The sequence below is a fragment of the Pseudomonas sp. yb_9 genome, assembly GCF_043103635.1.
Taxonomy (GTDB): domain Bacteria; phylum Pseudomonadota; class Gammaproteobacteria; order Pseudomonadales; family Pseudomonadaceae; genus Aquipseudomonas; species Aquipseudomonas monteilii.
In genome coordinates, this window is the sequence record NZ_JBICKA010000047.1 from 135,561 (window position 1) to 154,621 (window position 19,061).

A 19,061-nucleotide genomic window follows, 5' to 3' on the forward strand; every position below is an offset into this window, starting at 1 on the left:
ACAACCACTTACCATCCACGCCGATCAAACGCCAGCTTTTTTGCGGTGGCCATGGAAAACCATTGTTGCACAGCGACAGCGATGCCCACAAATTTTCATGTCTCACCAATGAAAATTTATGTCGCAATTTTGAATGTTTTTGCACCATGCGCCGTGATAGCAGCTTGGCTCGAGTCTGAAGCGTTTCAGCCATGACTGCAAGTAAGGCTTGTGGCCGGCAGTCTGGGACAGAAAAGCCTGCCGCGTTAAAACGCAGCAGGCTAGTCGAAAGCTAGAATTCGCTTAGCTACTGGGCGGCGGGGTGATGCCGCCCGGAAGGTATCAGCGGGCCGAGGCCAGCTCTTGTTGGACGCTGGCGACGGTACGTGGCCAAGGTTTACCAGCCTGGACCTTCGCTGGCAAGTTCTTGATTGCCGCAACCGCTGCATCGCGGTTGGCGAAGCTGCCATAAGTCACGACGTACAACGGCTTGCCCTGCAGGTTTTTCTTGAAGTAGCGATAGTCGCCACCCTGGGCCTTGACGTACGCCTGGGCCGAAGCCTCGGAGCTGGTGCCGAGGATCTGCACCACATAGTTACCCGGCTTTTGCCCGGCGTACCAGCCACCGCTGCCACCACCGGATGCCGCTGGTTTTTCAGCCGGTTTGGCGGCTGGCTTGGCCACGGCAACCTGGGTCGGTGCTGGCGCAGGCTTGGCAGGTGCAACCGGTTTAACCGGCTGGGTTGCGACGGGTTTCGGCGCAGGCGCCACCGGCTGCACTGGCTGGGCAGGCACACTGGCAACGGGCTGGGCAGGCGCAGGTGCCGGGCCGGCCGGCAAGCCTTGCGGCGGGGCAATGGTGGTCACGGTGGGCGGTGGGTTGCCAGGCTGCAGGGCGGTGTCGCCTGCCGGGCTGCCTTCTTCACCTTCACCCATGCCTGCGGCCTGGGCCAGCGGTTCGCGCATCACCGGCTGGGACTGGCCCACCAAAGGCAGTGGCATCGGCTGGGACGAGCCAGAGAATTCGATGGCAGCACCTTGCTTGCCTTCGCCAAGCGGCAACTGTGCTTGGGCGGCTGGCGCATCGGCCGGCGCCTTGTCGCCTTTCTTGGGCATCAACACCGCGGCGCCAACGGCGACCACGACCACAGCGGACAGCGCGAGCACATGTTTTTTAGGCATCTTGAACCCCATGGATGGTCGCTTGGCCGTCGAGCGGCTGGCGATCATGGCTTCGATCAGAGTGTCACGGGCGACCTGGTTGATGTTGCCAGGCCAACCGTCGGAGTTTTCATGGATATCGACGATCTGTTCACGGCTGAACACCTCGATGCCCCGGCCAGCGCCTTCCAGACGCTGCTCCAGGTACTCACGGGTTTCCTCTTCACTGTAGGGGGCGAGCTCGATGATGTGGAAGCGTTCTTCCTCGATATTGAGCTCATCCAGCCCGACAATCAGTGACGGTTCACCGAACAGGAACACATGCGGGCGCCCTTCCGGCACACCGGCCGCCAATTCCAGCAACGCTTGGAGTGCCGACTCGTCGAGTTGTTCCGCATCGTCCACCAGCAAATACACTTCCTGCCCGGTGAGTGCCAGTTGCACCACCTTGGACAGAATCGCCTGCACTTCAGCCTGGTCCACCCCCAGGTCCTGGGCGACCTGGGCCAGCATGCCGGAAGCATCGCTGGCACTGCGGGCAGACACCACCACGCTCTGCACCGCCTGTTTGTTGGTACTGGCCACCAGGGCCTGGCGCAGCAGCGACTTTCCGCTGCCCAGCGGGCCGCTGACTACCAGCATCAAGTGGCTGTAGCGTGCCAGATGGTGCAACTGGCCAAGCACGGGCTTGCGCTGGGCCGGGAAAAACTTGAAGCCGGGCACGCGGGGTGCGAACGGATCGTGGCTCAACTGGTAATGGTCGAGAAAGGCCTCATCGGCATGCAAACTGGTCATTGCGCTGTCACAACCTCAAAGCTGGGCCACGATCGCGCGGTAATCCGCCGACAGCGTGGCCTGTAGAATCTCTTTCGGATAGTCGTCGGTCACCACGGCCTCGCCCATCTGGCGCAGCAGCACCAGACGCAGACGACCGTCGAGCACCTTCTTGTCGACCGCCATGTGCTCCATGAAATGCGCCGGGGTCATTTCCTGTGGTGGCACCACCGGCAAACCTGCGTCCTGCAACAGGCGGATTCCGCGATCGCGCTCGGCCTGGTCGATCCAGCCAAGGCGCATGGACATTTCCAGGGCCATCGCCGTGCCCGCTGCCACGGCTTCGCCGTGCAGCCACACGCCGTAGCCCATGTGGGTCTCGATGGCATGCCCGAAGGTATGCCCCAGGTTCAGCGTGGCCCGTACGCCGGACTCACGCTCATCGGCCCCGACCACAGCAGCCTTTGCTGCGCAGGAACGACGAATGGCTTCAGTCAGGGCCACAGGGTCCAGGCCGCGCAGGGCCTGCATATTGTCTTCAAGCCAGGCGAGGAACGGCTTGTCGCAGATCAGGCCGTACTTGATCACTTCGGCCAGTCCAGCCGACAGCTCCCGCGCGGGCAGCGTCTTCAGGCTGGTGGTGTCGATCAGCACTGCATTGGGCTGATAGAAGGCACCGACCATGTTCTTGCCCAGCGGGTGGTTGATACCGGTCTTGCCGCCCACCGAGGAGTCGACCTGGGACAGCAGGGTGGTCGGCACCTGGATGAAATCGACACCACGCTGGTAGCAGGCGGCCGCGAAGCCGGCCATGTCACCGATGACACCGCCGCCCAGAGCGACCACGGTGGTGCGGCGATCATGGCGGGCGGTCAGCAGGCCATCGAATATCAGCTGCAGGGTTTCCCAGTTCTTGTAGGCCTCACCATCGGGCAACACCACTGGCAGCACCGAATAGGCGCCGAGGGTCTTGGTCAGGCGTTCGAGATACAGGGGCGCGACGGTCTCGTTGGAAACGATGGCGACTTGCCGGCCGGCAATGTGCGGTGCCAGCAGCTCGGGCTGGTCCAGCAAGCCTTCGCCAATGTAGATCGGGTAGCTACGCTCGCCCAGGTCGACCTTAAGTGTCTGCATGTATCCCCACAATGTACTTGGGCGCGGCGCCGTTCGGGCAACCTGCGCGGTAACGTTGAACCTCGCCTCGGCGCTGGTGGCCGAGAATAGTCCCGGGTTAACGGGGCGGCAACTGCTGCAAGCGCTCGAGAATGTCGATCACCACCATGCGCGGCGGCCGCTCGTCGGTTTCCACCACCAGGTCGGCGATCTCGCGGTAGAGCGGGTCACGCGCTTCCAGCAGGGCGCGCAAGGTCGCCTCGGGGTTGGCGGTGCGCAGCAGCGGGCGATTGCGGTCGCGCGCGGTACGACCAACCTGCTGCTCCACCGAGGCGTGCAGGTAGATCACCCGACCACCCTGGTGCAATGCCTGGCGGTTGGCTTCGCGCATCACCGCGCCGCCGCCGGTGGCCAGGACCACGCCGTCAAGCGCGCACAGTTCGGCGATCATCGCTTGCTCGCGATCACGAAAACCCGGCTCGCCTTCCTTGTCGAAAATCCACGGGATATTGGCGCCGCACCGCAGTTCGATTTCCTTGTCGGAATCCTTGAACAGCAGGCGCAGCTCTTTGGCCAAAAGGCGTCCAATGGTGCTTTTACCAGCGCCCATGGGCCCCACAAGTATCAAATTTCGCACAGAATCAACGACTCACAGCAATCGCCTGGTCACTCATGATACGCGGAGTCAGGAAGACCAGCAGCTCGGATTTTTTCTCTTGTAATGCATCGCGTCGAAACAGCCGCCCAACATACGGCAGATCGCCGAAAAATGGCACCTTGTCGACCACATTGTTTTGCGAAGTCGAGTACACGCCACCAATCACGATCGTTTCACCGTCGGCCACGCGAACCTTGGCATTGACCTCGTTCTTGCGAATCGGCGGCACGTTGTTCAAGGCATTGACGTAATCCGGCTCGTCCTTGGTCACCCTGACGGTCATGATCACCTTATTGTCCGGGGTGATCTGCGGAGTCACCTCCAGCGACAGCGAGGCTTCGCGAAACGACACCGAGGTGGCGCCACTCTGACTGGTCTCCTGGTAAGGCACCTCGGTGCCTTTGAGGATCCTGGCCGTTTCCTTGTCGGCCGTTACCACTTTGGGCTGCGAAATGATCTCGCCGTTGCCGCTTTTTTCCATGGCGCTGAGCTCCAGGTCGAGCAACACGTCGCCACGCAGCAGGCCCAGACCGAGACTACTGCCCGCGCGCTCCACACCAAGATCGACAAACAGCTCCTGGCCCGGCCGCAGGTTTTCGCTATACAGCGGCCCGCCCCAGCGCACCCCCAGGCTTTTCTCGTAATCGACGTTGGCTTCAACGATACGCGCCTCGATCGCCACCTGGCGCACCGGCACGTCCAGTTGAGCAACCAGCTGCCGCAGTTCCGCCAGGCGGTCGGCGGGCTGGTACGCCACCAGTGTGTTGGTGCGCTCGTCGACTGCCAGGCTGCCTCTGGCAGTGAGGGTGCCGTCATCCGCCAGGCTGGTCAGCAATAGCTCAACCAACTCGGCGGCTTTGGCATGATGGATCGGTATCAGCTCACGGCGCAGCGGCTGCACCTGCGCATCCGGCTCCAGCCCCACGGGGGCATCGAACGGCTGCGCGGCAAACGCTGCCGCAGGTGCCACCAGCAGTACATTACCCTCCTGCCGCCGGGCCAGCCCCTTGCTTCGCAACACCAGGTCGAGTGCCTGATCCCAAGGTACATCCTGTAAACGCAAGGTGACGTTGCCTTGTACGTCGTCACCCGCAACCAGGTTGACGCCCGCATAATCAGCCAGTACCTGCAGCACCGAGCGCACTTCCACATCCTGGAAGTTCAACGACAGGGGCTCACCCTGGTAAGGCATCGCCGACGCCAGCGGGATCGGCAGCAGGGCTGCCAACACCCATTTCATCAACATTTTCATTCTGGTCCAGGGCCTCCTTGCCCAGGCGCTTTGCAAGGGTGATAAACGCTGTACGCTCGTGCCACACCCCCGCCATGAATAGCCGTTCGCGTACCTCGACCTGGCCTTGGTCGACCCGCTCCACCACACCGTGGTTACGCCCTAAACGCTCGCCTTCCCGAACCCTATAGAGCCTGCCAGCCGCCATCAGCAGCGCCTCGTGCGACATCCCGCGTGACAGGCTGCCGACCATTTCCAGTTGCGCCAACGGCACACTGCCCAGCCCAAAGCCGGCCATTCGTCTCGCTGCTGGCGTGAAGGGGTCAACCACAGGTTCTGGTGTGGCGGCCCTGGCCGAGGTGCGTGCAAACGCCTCGGGTGCCGGCACCGGTGCGGCTGCCTCGAAGGCCTCTACACGCAGTTGCAGGCGCAAAAGCCTTGGCTGCCCCTCGACAATAGAAAGGTTGATGTCGCCACTGCGCAGCAGGCGCGCCTGGCCCAGCCAGTCGTGCAGCCATTGACGCAAGGCCGTGTAAGGCCCCATCACCTGCACCTGCAGGGGTGTTTTACGGTAGCCTGCCTGCTGCTCGCTTTCATGCACATCGAACCGCTCGACCAGGAGGCCGTGCGCATGCCCCGACGAAGCCAGGCTGCCGAGCAAGTCGCTCATGTCCTCCCCGCTGGCCAGGTGCCAGTGAGCCTCCAGCAACGCTTGCTCGGCAACAATCAGCGCTGCCCGCAGTTGCTCCAGCTCGACCCGCTTCGCCGTGCTGGCTGACTGCTGTTCATCTAATAAGGCTTGCCTGGACGCCTCCTGTCCCTGTTGCTGGAGCGCTGCTGGCAGGCGCAACGCGCAACCCAGACCGAACACCAGCACAGCGACCATGGCTGGCGCCAGGCACCTGATACGCCTGGAGTGCTCGGCGACCGCCAGCCAGGCAAAGATCGGCGCCACATTCACGACCAGAACGCCGAAACGCGCGCAGCCAACAGAAACTCATCGCCACCCGGCACGCTCCTGATGCGCTTGAGTTCCAGGTCGAGCAGAACACGCGAATGTTCCAGGTCGCGCATGAACTGCGCAACCACGGCGCCGGAGGTAGCCAGCCCGGCCAGCTGCAAATGGCCGTTTTCCAGGCTGAGGTCAAGAAGCTGCACGCCCATCGGCAGCGCCCCTTCGAGGTCAGTGAACACATCACCCAGAATGCCCTGCTGAGTGCGCAAACGCTCAAGCGCAGCCAAACGCTCCAGCAGCGCCTGATGCTGTGCACGCACATCATCCAACGGCCGCAATTGCTCGGCCAGGCGATCGAGCGCGGCCTGTTGCCGGGTGTTGGACAGCGCCTGTTGCTGCCCGCGCTGACGGGCCAACTGGTCGACCAGCATCACCGCGCACAGCGCCAGAATGGCGCCAGCGACCAACCGGGAGCGAAAACGCCGAAGCGTGGCCTGGCGCTGCCGCTCACGCCAAGGCAGCAGGTTCAGTCGCATCATGGCCGCAATCCTCCATAAGCGAGGGCGCAAGCCAGCAGCATCGACCCGTCGACATGCTCAAGCCCGGCCCGGCCAGGCAAATGCCGGCACGTCGTTTTCAGTTGACGGCCCAGGCTTTGCAGCCAGTCAGGATCCAGCGAACAACTGCTGGTTATCCACAGGCCCGCAGGCAAATGCTCATCGGCAAGCAGCCTATGCAGCGCCTCCGACAGCGGCCCCATCCCCTTCTGCCCCTGCGTTTGCAATTCACGCCGCTGGCTGGGCCGACCGGGATGCCAGTCATACAGAACTGCACCATGTGCCTCTACACGCAGTAATGCTGAGCCTTCGAAGCACCCCTGAGGCAACATGCGGCACAGGGCGATGTTATCGACCTCGACGGCTTCCAGCTGCAACCCTGCCTCGTCGACGATAGCCTCCAGTGACACCAACGCACTTTGCCGGCATGCGGCCACCATCACCTCGGCGCATCCCGGTTGCACGCGAGACGCCCCCAACACCTGAAAATCCAGGGCCAGGTCCTCCAGCGGAAACGGAAACAGTCGCTCGGCATCGGCCAGCAACTGCGCCTCCAGCTCTACACCAGCCTGCTCCATCGGCAGATGGCACAGCTTGCAGATCACCTGGTTGGCGGGTAACGCCAACGCTACCCGTCGTTGCCTGAGACCACTGCGCCGGTAGGCACGACGCAAGGCTGCCACCACCGCAGCGGGCTCCGTAGTCCAATCATTGCCCGCCGCTGACTCGAACGGTTCCTGAGCCGAGGCAAGCACCCGACAACGCCGGCTGCGCTGCTGAAGCTGCACAACCCGGACAGCGTCCGGGGCAATTTCTACCCCCACCAGTGAACCGGCATCCTTGCCGAAGCGTCCTAACATCGCGGCTTCCTTGCTGCGTGTCGCAGCGATCTGTCGCAACCCCGCGGTAACACTGGGCCAGGGCTGCTCATCGGGGCAACGGGCAGCCTGGCCGGTAACCCGGAGAGGCGAAAAAATGCTTATAATGCCCAGCGTTTTCTGGTCCGCCGGACCTGCGTGCAATCCACTCTCAACCTGGACACCGAAAAGCCTTGATACGTCTGCTGAAGTTCTTCTGGTGGTCTTCCGTCGCAGTCATCTGCGCGCTCGTACTCGGTGTGAGCGGTGCGTTTCTGTATCTTAGCCCCAGCCTGCCCTCGGTCGAGTCGCTCAGAAGCATCCAGTTGCAGATACCCCTCCGGGTGTACAGCAGCGATGGCAAGCTGATTGCCGAGTTTGGCGAAATGCGCCGCTCGCCGATCCGCTTCGCGGAAATTCCGCCACAGTTCATTCAGGCACTTCTGTCAGCCGAGGATGACAATTTCCTCAACCACTACGGTGTCGACCCCAGCAGCCTGATGCGCGCGGCGACCCAGCTGGTAAAAACCGGGCATATCCAGACCGGCGGCAGCACCATCACCATGCAGGTGGCGAAAAACTTCTTCCTCACCAGCGAACGCAGCTTCTCGCGCAAGACCAACGAGATCCTGCTGGCCCTGCAGATCGAGCGCGAGCTGACCAAGGACGAGATCCTCGAGCTGTACGTGAACAAGATCTACCTGGGCAACCGCGCCTACGGCATCGACGCTGCCGCGCAGGTGTATTACGGCAAGTCGATCCGCGACGTGAGCCTGGCGCAGATGGCCATGATCGCTGGCCTGCCCAAAGCACCGTCACGCTTCAATCCACTGGCCAACCCGGTGCGCGCCAAGGAGCGCCGCGACTGGATCCTTGGCCGCATGTACAAGCTGGGCAAGATCGACGAAGCCAGCTACCAGGCTGCCCTGGCCGAGCCGCTCAATGCGAGCTATCACGTGCCGACGCCTGAGGTGAATGCCCCCTACATCGCTGAAATGGCCCGCGCGGAGATGGTCGGCCGTTACGGCAGCGACGCCTACACCGAAGGCTTCCGCGTCACCACCACGGTGCCCAGCGACATGCAGGAAATGGCCAACAAGGCCATCCTCAACGGCCTCTCCGACTACGACGAGCGCCACGGTTACCGCGGCCCCGAAGCCCGCTTCCCGGGCCGCACCCAGGCAGCCTGGCTACAGGAACTGGGCAAGCAGCGCATCCTTGGGGGCCTGGAGCCGGCCATCGTCACCCATGTCGAGAAAACCGGCCTAAAGGTGCTGACCCGCGACGGCCAGCAAGCCGAGGTTGCCTGGGACACCATGAAGTGGGCGCGTCCGTTCATAAACAGCAACGCCCAGGGCCGTACACCGCAGTCGCCGGCCGACGTGGCCCAGGTCGGCGACCTCGTGCGCCTGCAGCGGCTGGACGATGGCAAGCTCAAGTTCAGCCAGGTGCCTGGCGCACAAAGCGCCCTGGTCACCCTCGACCCTTACAACGGCGCCATTCGTGCGCTGGTTGGCGGCTTCTCATTCGAGCAGAGCAACTACAACCGCGCCATGCAGGCCAAGCGCCAACCGGGTTCGAGCTTCAAGCCATTCATCTACAGTGCCGCACTGGACAGCGGCTACACGGCAGCCACCCTGGTCAACGATGCGCCGATCGTGTTCGTCGACGAGTCGGTGGATAAAGTGTGGCGGCCGAAGAACGATACCAACACCTTCCTCGGCCCGATCCGCATGCGCGAAGCGCTGTACAAGTCGCGTAACCTGGTGTCGATCCGCTTGCTGCAGGCCATGGGTGTAGACCGCACCATCGACTACATTGCCAAGTTCGGTTTCAACAAGCAGGACCTGCCACGCAACCTGTCGCTGGCCCTGGGCACCGCCACCCTGACCCCGATGGAAATCGCCACCGGCTGGAGCACATTCGCCAACGGCGGCTACAAGATCACCCCGTACCTGATCGACCGCATCGAAAGCCGCAGCGGCGAAACGCTGTTCACCGCCAACCCGGCCCGCGTACCGCAAGGTGCCGAGGACCAGGCAGGCCTGGCCGCACCCGAACAGCCGATCAGCACCGCCGCCATGCCAGGTGAGGCGCCACCGGCCTTCAGCCAGGTTGCGAATGCACCACAAGCACCTGCGGTGGCCGAACAAATCATCGACGGGCGCACCACCTACATCCTCACCAGCATGCTGCAGGACGTGATCAAGCGCGGCACCGGCCGCCGGGCGCTGGCACTGGGCCGCACCGACCTGGCGGGCAAGACAGGCACCACCAACGAATCCAAGGACGCCTGGTTCTCCGGCTACAACGCCGATTACGTGACCACCGTGTGGGTCGGTTTCGACCAGCCGGAAACCCTCGGCCGTCGCGAATACGGCGGTACGGCGGCCTTGCCGATCTGGATGAGCTTCATGGGCGCGGCACTGAAGGACAAGCCGAATCACGCACCGGCAGAACCGGAAGGCATCCTTAGCCTGCGGGTCGACCCGGTCAGTGGCCGCGCTGCCTCGCCGAGTACGCCGAATGCCTACTTTGAGCTGTTCAAAGCTGAAGACTCGCCACCCTCGGTGGATGAGCTGGGCAATGGCGCAGCACCGGGCAGCCCGCTGCCAGCCGATGAAGCGGCGCCGATGGATCTGTTCTGAGGCTGGGTGCCTGACTCAGGTTTTGCGTGGGCGCGTAAATCGAGCGCCGCCCACGCGGCGCATCGCGAGCTGCGCTCGCTCCTACGTTTGTTTCGGGCCAATTATTCCTGTGGGATTTGCGCGCGAACGCTTTGGCGTAAGGCTCAATATCACGTCGTACAAACAAGGCGGTCGCGCGCGCCTGTCGCAGGCGTAACTGGCCCGAAACAAACGTAGGAGCGAGCGCAGCTCGCGATGCGCCGCGCGGGCGGCGCTCGATCCTCCAGGCGCTCCAAATGTCCCGGCCAATAAAAAGCCCCGGCTCATACGAGCCGGGGCTTTTTCGTGACGCTACAGCGGCAATCAGCCGTTGAACACGTCATCCACGCTGGTCAGCGGATAGTGCTTCGGATACGGCAGGGTAGCGACGCCGGATTCGATGGCGGCCTTGGCCACAGCGTCGGAAACGACGGTGATCAGACGTGCATCCAGCGGCTTCGGAATGATGTACTCACGGCCGAACTCCAGGCCTTCGACGCCGTAGGCTTCGCACACTTCCTTCGGCACTGGCAGCTTGGCCAGGTCTTTCAGGGCGATAGCGGCAGCGATCTTCATTTCTTCGTTGATGCGCTTGGCGCGAACGTCCAGAGCGCCACGGAAGATGAACGGGAAGCCCAGCACGTTGTTGACCTGGTTCGGGTAGTCGGAACGCCCGGTGGCCATGATCACGTCGTTACGGGTGGCGTGCGCCAGCTCTGGCGAGATTTCCGGGTCCGGGTTCGAGCAAGCGAACACGATCGGGTTGGCCGCCATCGACTTCAGGCCTTCCGGGCTCAGCAGGTTCGGGCCGGACAGGCCTACGAACACGTCTGCACCGTTCAGGGCATCAGCCAGGGTGCGCTTGTCGGTAGCGTGGGCGAACTGCGCCTTGTACTGGTTCAGGTCGTCACGGCCAGCGTGAATCACGCCGCTGCGGTCGATCATGTAGATGTTCTCGACCTTGGCACCCATGCTCACCAGCAGCTTCATGCAGGAGATAGCGGCTGCACCAGCACCCAGGCAGACGATCTTGGCGTCTTCCAGCTTCTTGCCGGCGATTTCCAGGGCGTTGATCATGCCGGCTGCGGTCACGATGGCGGTACCGTGCTGGTCATCGTGGAATACCGGAATGTCGCACTGTTCGATCAGGGTGCGCTCGATCTCGAAGCACTCAGGCGCCTTGATGTCTTCGAGGTTGATGCCACCGAAGGTAATCGAAATACGGCGAACGGTGTCGATGAACGCTTGCGGGCTTTCCGATTCGACTTCGATGTCGAACACGTCGATACCGGCGAAACGCTTGAACAGAACACCCTTGCCTTCCATGACCGGCTTGGAAGCCAGTGGGCCGAGGTCGCCCAGACCGAGGATGGCGGTGCCATCGGAAATCACCGCAACCAGGTTGCCTTTGCCGGTGTATTTGTAAGCCAGCTCTGGATCACGGCCGATTTCACGCACGGGCTCTGCAACACCTGGGCTATAGGCCAGGGCGAGGTCACGGGCGGTGGCAGTGGGCTTGGAGAGCTCGACGCTCAGTTTCCCCGGACGAGGTTGAGCGTGGTATTCGAGAGCGGCGGTTTTCAGGTCTGACATGGTGGGCATTCCGCTATTTACTGTTCTGACGGACCGCCGAGGATACGCAAAGAGCCGGGGAGTCACAAGACTGGTCGGTCACTTGTGTCAAGGCCTTTAGCCTACGACTTTACGCTATAACCCACGGGGGCATACGGCTCACAGTGTGTACAATCCAATAGCGAAATGTCTACATCTTTTAGCCTGAAATACGTTCCAACATGCTCGGATCGGTCAATGGCAACACCCAGCGTCGCTGCCCGGGCTTCAGGCCGCCCTTGCGGGAACGATCAAGCACCCAGCCACGCGCCTCGACCTGGCGTCCCTTGAGGTTATCGAAGAAGCTGGGGGGGAAGTTGCGTTGCAGACGAGCGGGAACCTGCAGCACCACGGCGTCGTCCAGCGTCAGCCAGACACCGCCACGGTTGCGTTCGATACCCTCGATGCGGCCACTAACCACAGCAAAACCCGCCTGTCTGACCTCCCCTGCCGGCACCACGGGCGAACGGCGCCACAAGCCGCTGCCTGCCTTGCGTGCCGCTTGCTCGGCAAGTTGCTGGCAACCGCTGAGACGTACATTCGGGGCAACTGCCACGCGGTAGCCCAAACCCTCACTCAGCAACTGTGCTTCCAGATTGTCGCCATTGCGACCGTAGATATGCGCCAGTGTGCGGCCATATTTGTCTTTGGCCTCAACGCCGGGCACCAACCCGACACGCCCATCACTGGCCTTGACCAGCGCCTGCAAGCGTCGCTTCGCGGCCTCGGCATAAGGCTCGCTGGTGCGCCCGTTGCGGCCAATTTCCGGGGCGTTGATGCCAATCAGGCGTACACTGCGGCCATCGGCCAGGCGCACGGTATCGCCATCCACCACCTGGCGCACCAGCACCTGCTGTGGCTGCTGCGGCAGCGGGCAGAATGCCATGGCGGGAAAGGCCCAGATGACGCCCATAAAAAAAGCGCCCACAAGGGGCGCCTTTTTTTGCAGCATTGCGAAACCTGAGGGGTTCGCCATGCGCATGATTACTTCTTGGTACCGAACATACCGAAGCGATCGGCGAACTTCTGTACGCGGCCGCCGGTGTCCAGGACTTTCTGCTTACCGGTGTAGAACGGGTGGCACAGGTTGCAAACGTCGATCGACAGGACATTGCCCAGGGTCGAACGGGTTTCGAACTTGTTGCCGCAGCTGCAGGTGACTGCAACTACTTCGTAGTTCGGGTGGATACCTTCTTTCATGGTCACTTCCTCGAGCTGCGTGCCGCCACCCAACACCAATTGTTGAATACCGCACGTAATTAGGCGGCGAATAATACCAGAGCACAGCGTCAGTGCAAGATGTCGCTTGCACCGACCGTCGTCTGCTAGGCTCGCCAATTCTTGTAACGCCCTCCGAGACTTTTTGCGTGTCCGACGTCATCCTGCGCCTTGCCCTGCCCTCCCCGCTGCGCCGCCTGTTCGACTACAAGGCGCCGGCGAGCATGGCGCGCCAGGCATTGACCCCGGGCATGCGCATCCGCGTGCCCTTTGGCCGCCGCGAAATGATCGGTGTGCTGGTGGAGGTATGCGCACAGAGCGAAGTGCCTGCCGACAAGCTGAAACCGGCCAGCGCCCTGCTCGACCCGGTGTCCCCCATCCCGGCGTCGCTGTTCAAGCTGTGCCTGTGGACCGCCCAGTACTACCAGCACAGCCTGGGCGACACCCTGAGCTGGGCCTTGCCCACGCTGCTGCGCCAGGGCGAACCCGCCGAAATGCGCCAGGAGCGCTTCTGGCACATTGCCCCCGGCGCACGCCTGGAAGACCCTCGCATTGCCCGCGCGCCGCGCCAGCGCGACGCCCTCAAGACCCTGGCCCAGCACCCGCATGGCGTAGCCCACACCCTGCTGGCCAAGCTCAACCTGAACAAGGACAGCCTCGACCTGCTACTGGCCAAGGAACTGGTACAGGTCGAGGTCCGTCGCCACTTGCCGGCACTGCGCCACGAACACTGGCTGGCACAACCGGAACTGCCGCTCAACGAAGAACAACGCGATGCCTTCGACGCCGTACGCGAGGGTTTTGGCGGCTTCGGCGCGTTCCTGCTGGCCGGCGTCACCGGCAGCGGCAAGACCGAGGTCTACCTGCAACTGATCCGCGAAACCCTGGAAGCCGGCAAGCAGGCGCTGGTACTGATCCCCGAAATCAACCTCGGCCCGCAAACCCTGGCGCGCTTCGAACAACGCTTCAACGCCCGCATCGCGCTGCTGCATTCGGCGGTGAACGACCGCGAACGCCTGGACGCCTGGCTGGCGGCGCGTGACGGCGAGGCCGACATCATCATCGGCACTCGCTCGGCGCTGTTCACGCCAATGAAAAACCCCGGCCTGATCATCATCGACGAGGAACACGACGGTTCCTATAAACAGCAGGAGGGCCTGCGCTACCACGCCCGCGACCTAGCACTGGTGCGTGCCCACCAGGAAAACATCCCGATCCTGCTCGGCTCCGCCACGCCGTCGCTGGAAACGCTGCACAACGCCCTGACCGGCCGCTACCGCCTGCTGCGCATGAACCAGCGCGCCGGCGGCGCACGCCCGCCACGCATGCTGCGCCTGGACGTGAAGAGCCTGCCGCTGGACAGCGGTATCAGCGGCCCGTTGCAACAAGCCATCCGCCAGACCCTGGAAGCCGGCCAGCAAGTGCTGGTGTTCCTCAACCGCCGCGGCTTCGCCCCGACCCTGCTGTGCCACGATTGCGGCTGGCTGTCCGAATGCCCACGTTGCGACGCGCGCATGACCGTGCATCAACGCTCCGGCGTACTGCGCTGCCACCACTGCGGTTATGACGAGCGCCTGCCGCACCAGTGCCCGCAATGCAACCACGTGGACCTGCGCCCGGTCGGCGCTGGCACCGAGCGCGCCGAAGAACGCCTGAAGGTGCTGTTCCCGGACTACCCGATACTGCGGGTGGACCGCGACAGCACGGCGCGCAAGGACGCCATGCACAACCTGTTCAGTACCATCCAGCGTGGCCAGCCGAGCATCCTTGTGGGCACGCAGATGCTTGCCAAGGGTCACCATTTCCCACGGGTTACCCTGGTGGCCATCCTCGACGCCGATGGCGGGCTGTTCTCGGGTGATTTCCGCGCCAGCGAACGCATGGCGCAGTTGATCGTGCAGGTGGCCGGGCGTGCCGGGCGTGCCGAGGAGCCTGGCAAGGTCATCATTCAGACCCACTTGGCCGACCACCCGCTGCTGGTGCAGCTTACCGAACAGGGCTACTTCGCCTTTGCCGAACAGGCCCTGGACGAGCGCCGCGCCGCCGGTTTGCCACCTTATTCTCATTTGGCGCTGTTGCGTGCCGAAGCGCACAAGCCGGGGCAGGCCGAAGGCTTCCTCGATGAAGCCTGCGCCGCGGCCGAACGCCTGGTGGCCGAACAACGCCTGCCGGGTATCGAACTGCTAGGCCCAGTACCGGCGCCCATGGAGCGCCGCGCCGGGCGCTTCCGTGCGCAACTGTTGATACAGGCCAATACCCGGGCGCCATTGCATCGACTGATCAGCGCCTGGTTGCTAGTGTTGGAGCAGATGCCGAGCGGGCGCCAGGTGCGCTGGTCACTGGATGTCGACCCGGTCGATCTGTACTGACGTCCGGGCTGCTTTGCAGCCCCAAAGGTTGGCAACCCGCTCCCAGCCACGGATAATGCCCAGTTTTTCCACCTGCGCATCCAGGCGCTCACCGCGCTTGCGGTCGAAAAGAGATCCCCATGAAAGACACCATTCGCCAGCTGATCCAGCAAGCCCTCACCCAACTCGTCACCGACGGTGTGCTGCCTGAAGGGCTGTCGCCGGCGATTCAGGTGGAAAACGCCCGGGACAAGACCCACGGCGATTTCGCCAGCAACATCGCCATGATGCTGGCCAAGCAGGCGGGCATGAAGCCGCGTGACCTGGCCGAAAAGCTGATCAATGCCCTGCCGGCCAGCGCCGACATCAGCAAGGTCGAGATTGCCGGCCCTGGTTTCCTCAACTTCTTCCAGAACACCGACGCCCTGGCCAACCGCCTGGACGCTGCCCTGGCCGACGCCCACCTGGGCGTGCGCAAGGCCGGCCCGAGCGAGAAAGTCGTCATCGACATGTCGGCGCCGAACCTGGCGAAAGAGATGCACGTCGGCCACCTGCGTTCGACCATCATCGGTGATAGCGTGGCTCGCGTACTGGAATTCCTGGGTGACAACGTCATTCGCCAGAACCACGTCGGCGACTGGGGTACCCAGTTCGGCATGCTGATGGCCTACCTGCAGGAAAACCCGATCACCAGCGACGAGCTGTCGGACCTGGAAAACTTCTACCGCGCCGCCAAGAAGCGCTTTGACGAGTCGGAAGAGTTCGCCACCCGCGCCCGCGGCCTGGTGGTCAAGCTGCAGGCCGGCGACCCGGACTGCCTGGCCCTGTGGACGCGCTTCAAGGACATCTCGCTGTCGCACTGCCAGAAGACCTACGAGCTGCTCAACGTCAAGCTGACCATGGCCGACGTGATGGGCGAAAGCGCCTACAACGACGACCTGGCCAACGTGGTGGCCGACCTCAAGGCCAAAGGCCTGCTGGTCGAAGACCAGGGCGCCCAGTGCGTGTTCCTCGAAGAGTTCAAGAACAGCGAAGGCGAGCCACTGCCGGTCATCGTGCAGAAGGCCGACGGCGGCTACCTCTATGCCACCACCGACCTGGCCGCCGTGCGCTACCGTAGCAACGTGCTCAAGGCCGACCGCGCCCTGTACTTCGTCGACCAGCGCCAGGCCCTGCACTTCAACCAGGTGTTCGAAGTGGCACGCCGTGCAGGCTTTGTCGGCCACCCGATGCAGATGGAACACATGGGCTTCGGCACCATGAACGGCGCCGACGGCCGCCCGTTCAAGACCCGTGACGGCGGCACCGTGAAGCTGATCGACCTGCTTACCGAGGCCAAGGAACGCGCCTATGCGCTGGTCAAGGAAAAGAACCCTAGCCTGGCCGACGAAGACCTGCGCCACATCGGTGAAGTGGTAGGCATCGGCGCGGTGAAATACGCTGACCTGTCCAAGCACCGCACCAGCGACTACAGCTTCAACTTCGAGCTGATGCTCAACTTCGAAGGCAACACCGCCCCTTACCTGCTGTACGCCTACACCCGCGTGGCTGGCGTGTTCCGCAAGCTGGGCAAGGGCTTTGACGAAGTCGACGGCAACATCGTGCTGCAGGCTGCCCACGAGCAGGACCTGGCCGCACGCCTGGCGCAGTTTGGCGAAACACTCAACAACGTCGCTGACAAGGGCACGCCGCACGTACTGTGCAGCTACCTGTACGACCTGGCCGGCCTGTTCTCCAGCTTCTACGAGAACTGCCCGATCCTCGCTGCGGACACCCCAGAGCAGCAGCAAAGCCGCCTGCGCCTGGCCGCCCTGACCGGCCGCACCCTCAAACAAGGTCTGGAACTGCTCGGCCTGGAAACCCTGGAGCGCATGTAAGTTGGCTGCCAAGAAAAAACCCGCACCCAAGCGCGGTGCCAGCCGCCAGACGGCGCCGGCCAAACAGCCGATCCCCGGCTGGGTATGGCTGGCCGTCGGCCTGACCGTAGGCGCATTCATCGTGTTCCTGATGAAGCTCGAACCTGGTAGCGAAGACATCAAGCGCGCCAAGCCCGAGCAGCAAAAACCTGAGAAAGTGGCCGAAGCGAGCAAGGCAGCGCAGCCCTCCCCGCAGCAGCCGGTGAAGCCGAAATACGACTTCTACACCCTGCTGCCGGAGTCCGAGGTGATCGTGCCGCCAGAGGCCGTGCCGGAGAAAACGCCACCGGTGCCGGCCCAGCCGGTCACCCCGGTGACGCCAGCAGAAGCGGCGAAAATCGACACCGCACGGGCCCAGGCGGCCCTGCTCGGCCAGACCCCGCCGCCAGCACCACCGGTGATCAAGCCCGCGGCCACCACCCAGTACTTCCTGCAGGCCGGCTCGTTCCGCAAGCAGGCCGATGCCGACAAAGTGCGCGCGCAGATCATCCTGCTGGGCCAGTCAGTGAAGGTGGAGTCGGGTACGGTCAAGGACGAAACCTGGTACCGCGTGCTGGTGGGCCCGTTCAGCAACCGCGAGCAGCTGACCGGGGCGCAAAAGCAATTGTCCGGGGCAGGGTTCAGCAACCTGTTGCTGCAGCAGCGACAAACCCGCCAGTAACAAAAAAGGCCTTGCCGCTTCTATGCGACAAGGCCTTTTTTGTGGGCGCTACCGGCCGCTTCGCGGGTTCCCCCGCGAAGCCTTTCAACGCAACGCATTCCTCTCGGAAACCTGGCTGTTCAACGTCCAGAAGTCATATAGCACCCCCACCAGGAACAGCCCGCCGGTAAAGAAGTAGATGATCGCGGTGATCCACTTGCCCTGATACAGCCGGTGCAGGCCAAACACCCCGAGGAAGGTCAGCAGGATCCAGGCGATGTTGTAGTCGATACGCCCGGACTGGAACCTCAGATCGGCTTCACGGTCCATGGACGGGATCAAAAACAGGTCGATCAACCAGCCAATGCCTAACAGCCCGAAGGTGAAGAACCAGATCGTCCCGGTAATCGGCTTGCCGTAGTAGAAGCGATGTGAGCCGGTGAAGCCGAAAATCCACAGCAGGTAGCCGATGGTCTTGCTGTGGGTGTCGTGGTAGGGCACGCCCTGTTGATAACTGTTCATTCATAGCCCTCTTGGGTTATCTGAAAATTTTCTAAAAAAAAATGTGACTTTCTCGTCGCAGGCCGACGTACGGCAGCCGGGCAATCGACCAACGGATCAAAGATTGATCGAAAAGCTGTTATAAAGTTGCGCGCCCAACACATAACTATTCATAAGAGCTTCATCTATGCCGCCTTTATTCAAGACATGGCTGACCCTCTGTCTATTATTGCCCCTGGCCGCCCACGCCACCAATCGTGAGCAACGTCTTCCCAATGGTTTCACCGGCTACACCAGCAATGCCTCGGTGAGACATGCGCCAACCAAGCAGGCCACCCTGCGCGCGCGCCCGAGCAACGCTGCCAGCAGTCGCGGTGCGCCTGTTGCTGCCATGTCGCCGAAGCAGAGCAGCGATGTGCTCAGCCGTGCGGTGAATGTGCTCGGCACCCCTTACGTTTGGGGTGGCAGCAGCCCGAAAAAAGGCTTCGACTGCAGTGGCCTGGTCAAATACGCCTTCAACGATGTTGCCGACGTCGACCTGCCGCGTACCTCCAATGCCATGGCCCAAGGCCACGGCGTGAAGGTGGCCAAGGGTGACCTGAAGCCTGGTGACCTGATCTTCTTCAACATCAAGAGCCGCCGGGTGAACCATGTTGCCATCTACCTGGGCAACGACCGCTTCATCCATGCGCCACGGCGTGGCAAGCGGGTGAGCATCGACACCCTGAGCAAGCCTTACTGGCAGAAGCACTATGTCGTGGCCAAGCGGGTGCTGCCGAAAGAACAGCAGCAGCTGAGCCTGGCCAAGCGCTGAGCTGATCGGCGCTTTCCTGCGCCGGCCTCTTCGCGGGCAAGCCCGCTAAAGGGCCGGTGCGG

The 19,061-nt window shown here is 62.9% G+C and carries 16 protein-coding genes; 5 read left to right on the plus strand and 11 right to left on the minus strand.

Going from position 1 to position 19,061, the window contains the following annotated elements; all coding sequences use genetic code 11:
* Window positions 1-321 precede the first annotated feature (321 nt).
* The 7 genes from ACF8MI_RS13535 to pilM all read right to left on the minus strand — a co-directional run bounded on the left by ACF8MI_RS13535 (window position 322) and on the right by pilM (window position 7,288).
* Window positions 322-1,935, minus strand: coding sequence for an SPOR domain-containing protein (locus ACF8MI_RS13535; protein ID WP_200928872.1), 1,614 nt, complete (start codon window positions 1,933-1,935; stop codon window positions 322-324).
* Between the two features lie 15 nt (window positions 1,936-1,950).
* A complete protein-coding gene (gene aroB, locus ACF8MI_RS13540) occupies window positions 1,951-3,048 on the minus strand; it encodes a 3-dehydroquinate synthase (RefSeq protein WP_060498049.1) in 1,098 nt (365 codons plus the stop codon).
* A gap of 97 nt (window positions 3,049-3,145) precedes the next feature.
* Window positions 3,146-3,664, minus strand: a complete 519-nt coding sequence (gene aroK / locus ACF8MI_RS13545) for a shikimate kinase AroK (RefSeq protein ID WP_028698445.1) — start codon at window positions 3,662-3,664, stop codon at window positions 3,146-3,148.
* A 4-nt stretch (window positions 3,665-3,668) separates the two neighbouring features.
* Window positions 3,669-4,937: a type IV pilus secretin PilQ gene (locus ACF8MI_RS13550; protein ID WP_082426354.1), complete on the minus strand. Its 1,269-nt coding sequence runs from the start codon at window positions 4,935-4,937 to the stop codon at window positions 3,669-3,671.
* On the minus strand, window positions 4,861-5,862 hold the full coding sequence (locus ACF8MI_RS13555; protein WP_060498096.1) for a pilus assembly protein PilP: 1,002 nt from the start codon (window positions 5,860-5,862) through the stop codon (window positions 4,861-4,863). The genes ACF8MI_RS13550 and ACF8MI_RS13555 overlap by 77 nt, the downstream gene beginning before the upstream one ends.
* A gap of 11 nt (window positions 5,863-5,873) precedes the next feature.
* Entirely contained in the window at window positions 5,874-6,410 is a 537-nt protein-coding gene (locus tag ACF8MI_RS13560) for a PilN domain-containing protein (protein WP_060498051.1), read from the minus strand.
* Complete coding sequence (gene pilM / locus ACF8MI_RS13565; protein WP_104833799.1) at window positions 6,407-7,288, minus strand: type IV pilus biogenesis protein PilM; 882 nt, start codon at window positions 7,286-7,288, stop codon at window positions 6,407-6,409. The genes ACF8MI_RS13560 and pilM overlap by 4 nt, the downstream gene beginning before the upstream one ends.
* A gap of 191 nt (window positions 7,289-7,479) precedes the next feature.
* Between pilM and ACF8MI_RS13570 the strand changes: the two genes are divergently transcribed.
* Window positions 7,480-9,933: a penicillin-binding protein 1A gene (locus tag ACF8MI_RS13570; protein WP_060498053.1), complete on the plus strand. Its 2,454-nt coding sequence runs from the start codon at window positions 7,480-7,482 to the stop codon at window positions 9,931-9,933.
* A gap of 342 nt (window positions 9,934-10,275) precedes the next feature.
* On the opposite strand, the gene ACF8MI_RS13575 is transcribed toward ACF8MI_RS13570, so the two are convergent.
* From ACF8MI_RS13575 to rpmE, 3 genes are all read right to left on the minus strand, one after another.
* Entirely contained in the window at window positions 10,276-11,544 is a 1,269-nt protein-coding gene (locus tag ACF8MI_RS13575; protein WP_060498054.1) for a malic enzyme-like NAD(P)-binding protein, read from the minus strand.
* Between the two features lie 178 nt (window positions 11,545-11,722).
* On the minus strand, window positions 11,723-12,544 hold the full coding sequence (locus tag ACF8MI_RS13580; RefSeq protein ID WP_060498055.1) for a thermonuclease family protein: 822 nt from the start codon (window positions 12,542-12,544) through the stop codon (window positions 11,723-11,725).
* Window positions 12,545-12,546: 2 nt separating this feature from the next.
* Complete coding sequence (gene rpmE, locus ACF8MI_RS13585) at window positions 12,547-12,762, minus strand: 50S ribosomal protein L31 (RefSeq protein ID WP_012274639.1); 216 nt, start codon at window positions 12,760-12,762, stop codon at window positions 12,547-12,549.
* Window positions 12,763-12,929: 167 nt separating this feature from the next.
* Here rpmE and ACF8MI_RS13590 point away from each other — a divergent pair, with 167 nt between their 5' ends.
* The 3 genes from ACF8MI_RS13590 (at window position 12,930) to ACF8MI_RS13600 (ending at window position 17,705) form a co-directional block, all read left to right on the plus strand.
* A complete protein-coding gene (locus ACF8MI_RS13590; protein ID WP_060498056.1) occupies window positions 12,930-15,149 on the plus strand; it encodes a primosomal protein N' in 2,220 nt (739 codons plus the stop codon).
* Window positions 15,150-15,268: 119 nt separating this feature from the next.
* Window positions 15,269-17,005 (plus strand): arginine--tRNA ligase, encoded by a 1,737-nt coding sequence (gene argS, locus ACF8MI_RS13595; RefSeq protein ID WP_200928873.1) that lies wholly within the window; start codon window positions 15,269-15,271, stop codon window positions 17,003-17,005.
* 1 nt (window position 17,006) lies between these two features.
* Window positions 17,007-17,705: an SPOR domain-containing protein gene (locus tag ACF8MI_RS13600; protein ID WP_016712504.1), complete on the plus strand. Its 699-nt coding sequence runs from the start codon at window positions 17,007-17,009 to the stop codon at window positions 17,703-17,705.
* Window positions 17,706-17,789: 84 nt separating this feature from the next.
* Here the strand turns inward: ACF8MI_RS13600 and ACF8MI_RS13605 are convergent, their stop codons facing one another.
* Entirely contained in the window at window positions 17,790-18,206 is a 417-nt protein-coding gene (locus tag ACF8MI_RS13605; protein ID WP_016712505.1) for an NINE protein, read from the minus strand.
* 166 nt (window positions 18,207-18,372) lie between these two features.
* On the opposite strand from ACF8MI_RS13605, the gene ACF8MI_RS13610 reads away from it, so the two are divergent.
* Window positions 18,373-18,999 carry a C40 family peptidase gene (locus ACF8MI_RS13610; RefSeq protein ID WP_060498059.1) on the plus strand — a complete coding sequence of 209 codons (627 nt, stop codon included), beginning with the start codon at window positions 18,373-18,375 and terminating at the stop codon, window positions 18,997-18,999.
* Window positions 19,000-19,061: the final 62 nt, after the last annotated feature.

What these genes read in the sequence shown, in the direction of transcription:
- aroB (WP_060498049.1), bottom strand. Translation starts at nt 3,048, where the DNA reads ATGCAGACACTTAAGGTCGACCTGGGCGAGCGTAGCTACCCGATCTAC.
- ACF8MI_RS13575 (WP_060498054.1), bottom strand. Translation starts at nt 11,544, where the DNA reads ATGTCAGACCTGAAAACCGCCGCTCTCGAATACCACGCTCAACCTCGT.
- ACF8MI_RS13605 (WP_016712505.1), bottom strand. Translation starts at nt 18,206, where the DNA reads ATGAACAGTTATCAACAGGGCGTGCCCTACCACGACACCCACAGCAAG.
- ACF8MI_RS13580 (WP_060498055.1), bottom strand. Translation starts at nt 12,544, where the DNA reads ATGCGCATGGCGAACCCCTCAGGTTTCGCAATGCTGCAAAAAAAGGCG.
- ACF8MI_RS13560 (WP_060498051.1), bottom strand. Translation starts at nt 6,410, where the DNA reads ATGATGCGACTGAACCTGCTGCCTTGGCGTGAGCGGCAGCGCCAGGCC.
- ACF8MI_RS13610 (WP_060498059.1), top strand. Translation starts at nt 18,373, where the DNA reads ATGCCGCCTTTATTCAAGACATGGCTGACCCTCTGTCTATTATTGCCC.
- pilM (WP_104833799.1), bottom strand. Translation starts at nt 7,288, where the DNA reads ATGTTAGGACGCTTCGGCAAGGATGCCGGTTCACTGGTGGGGGTAGAA.
- argS (WP_200928873.1), top strand. Translation starts at nt 15,269, where the DNA reads ATGAAAGACACCATTCGCCAGCTGATCCAGCAAGCCCTCACCCAACTC.
- ACF8MI_RS13535 (WP_200928872.1), bottom strand. Translation starts at nt 1,935, where the DNA reads ATGACCAGTTTGCATGCCGATGAGGCCTTTCTCGACCATTACCAGTTG.
- rpmE (WP_012274639.1), bottom strand. Translation starts at nt 12,762, where the DNA reads ATGAAAGAAGGTATCCACCCGAACTACGAAGTAGTTGCAGTCACCTGC.
- ACF8MI_RS13550 (WP_082426354.1), bottom strand. Translation starts at nt 4,937, where the DNA reads ATGAAAATGTTGATGAAATGGGTGTTGGCAGCCCTGCTGCCGATCCCG.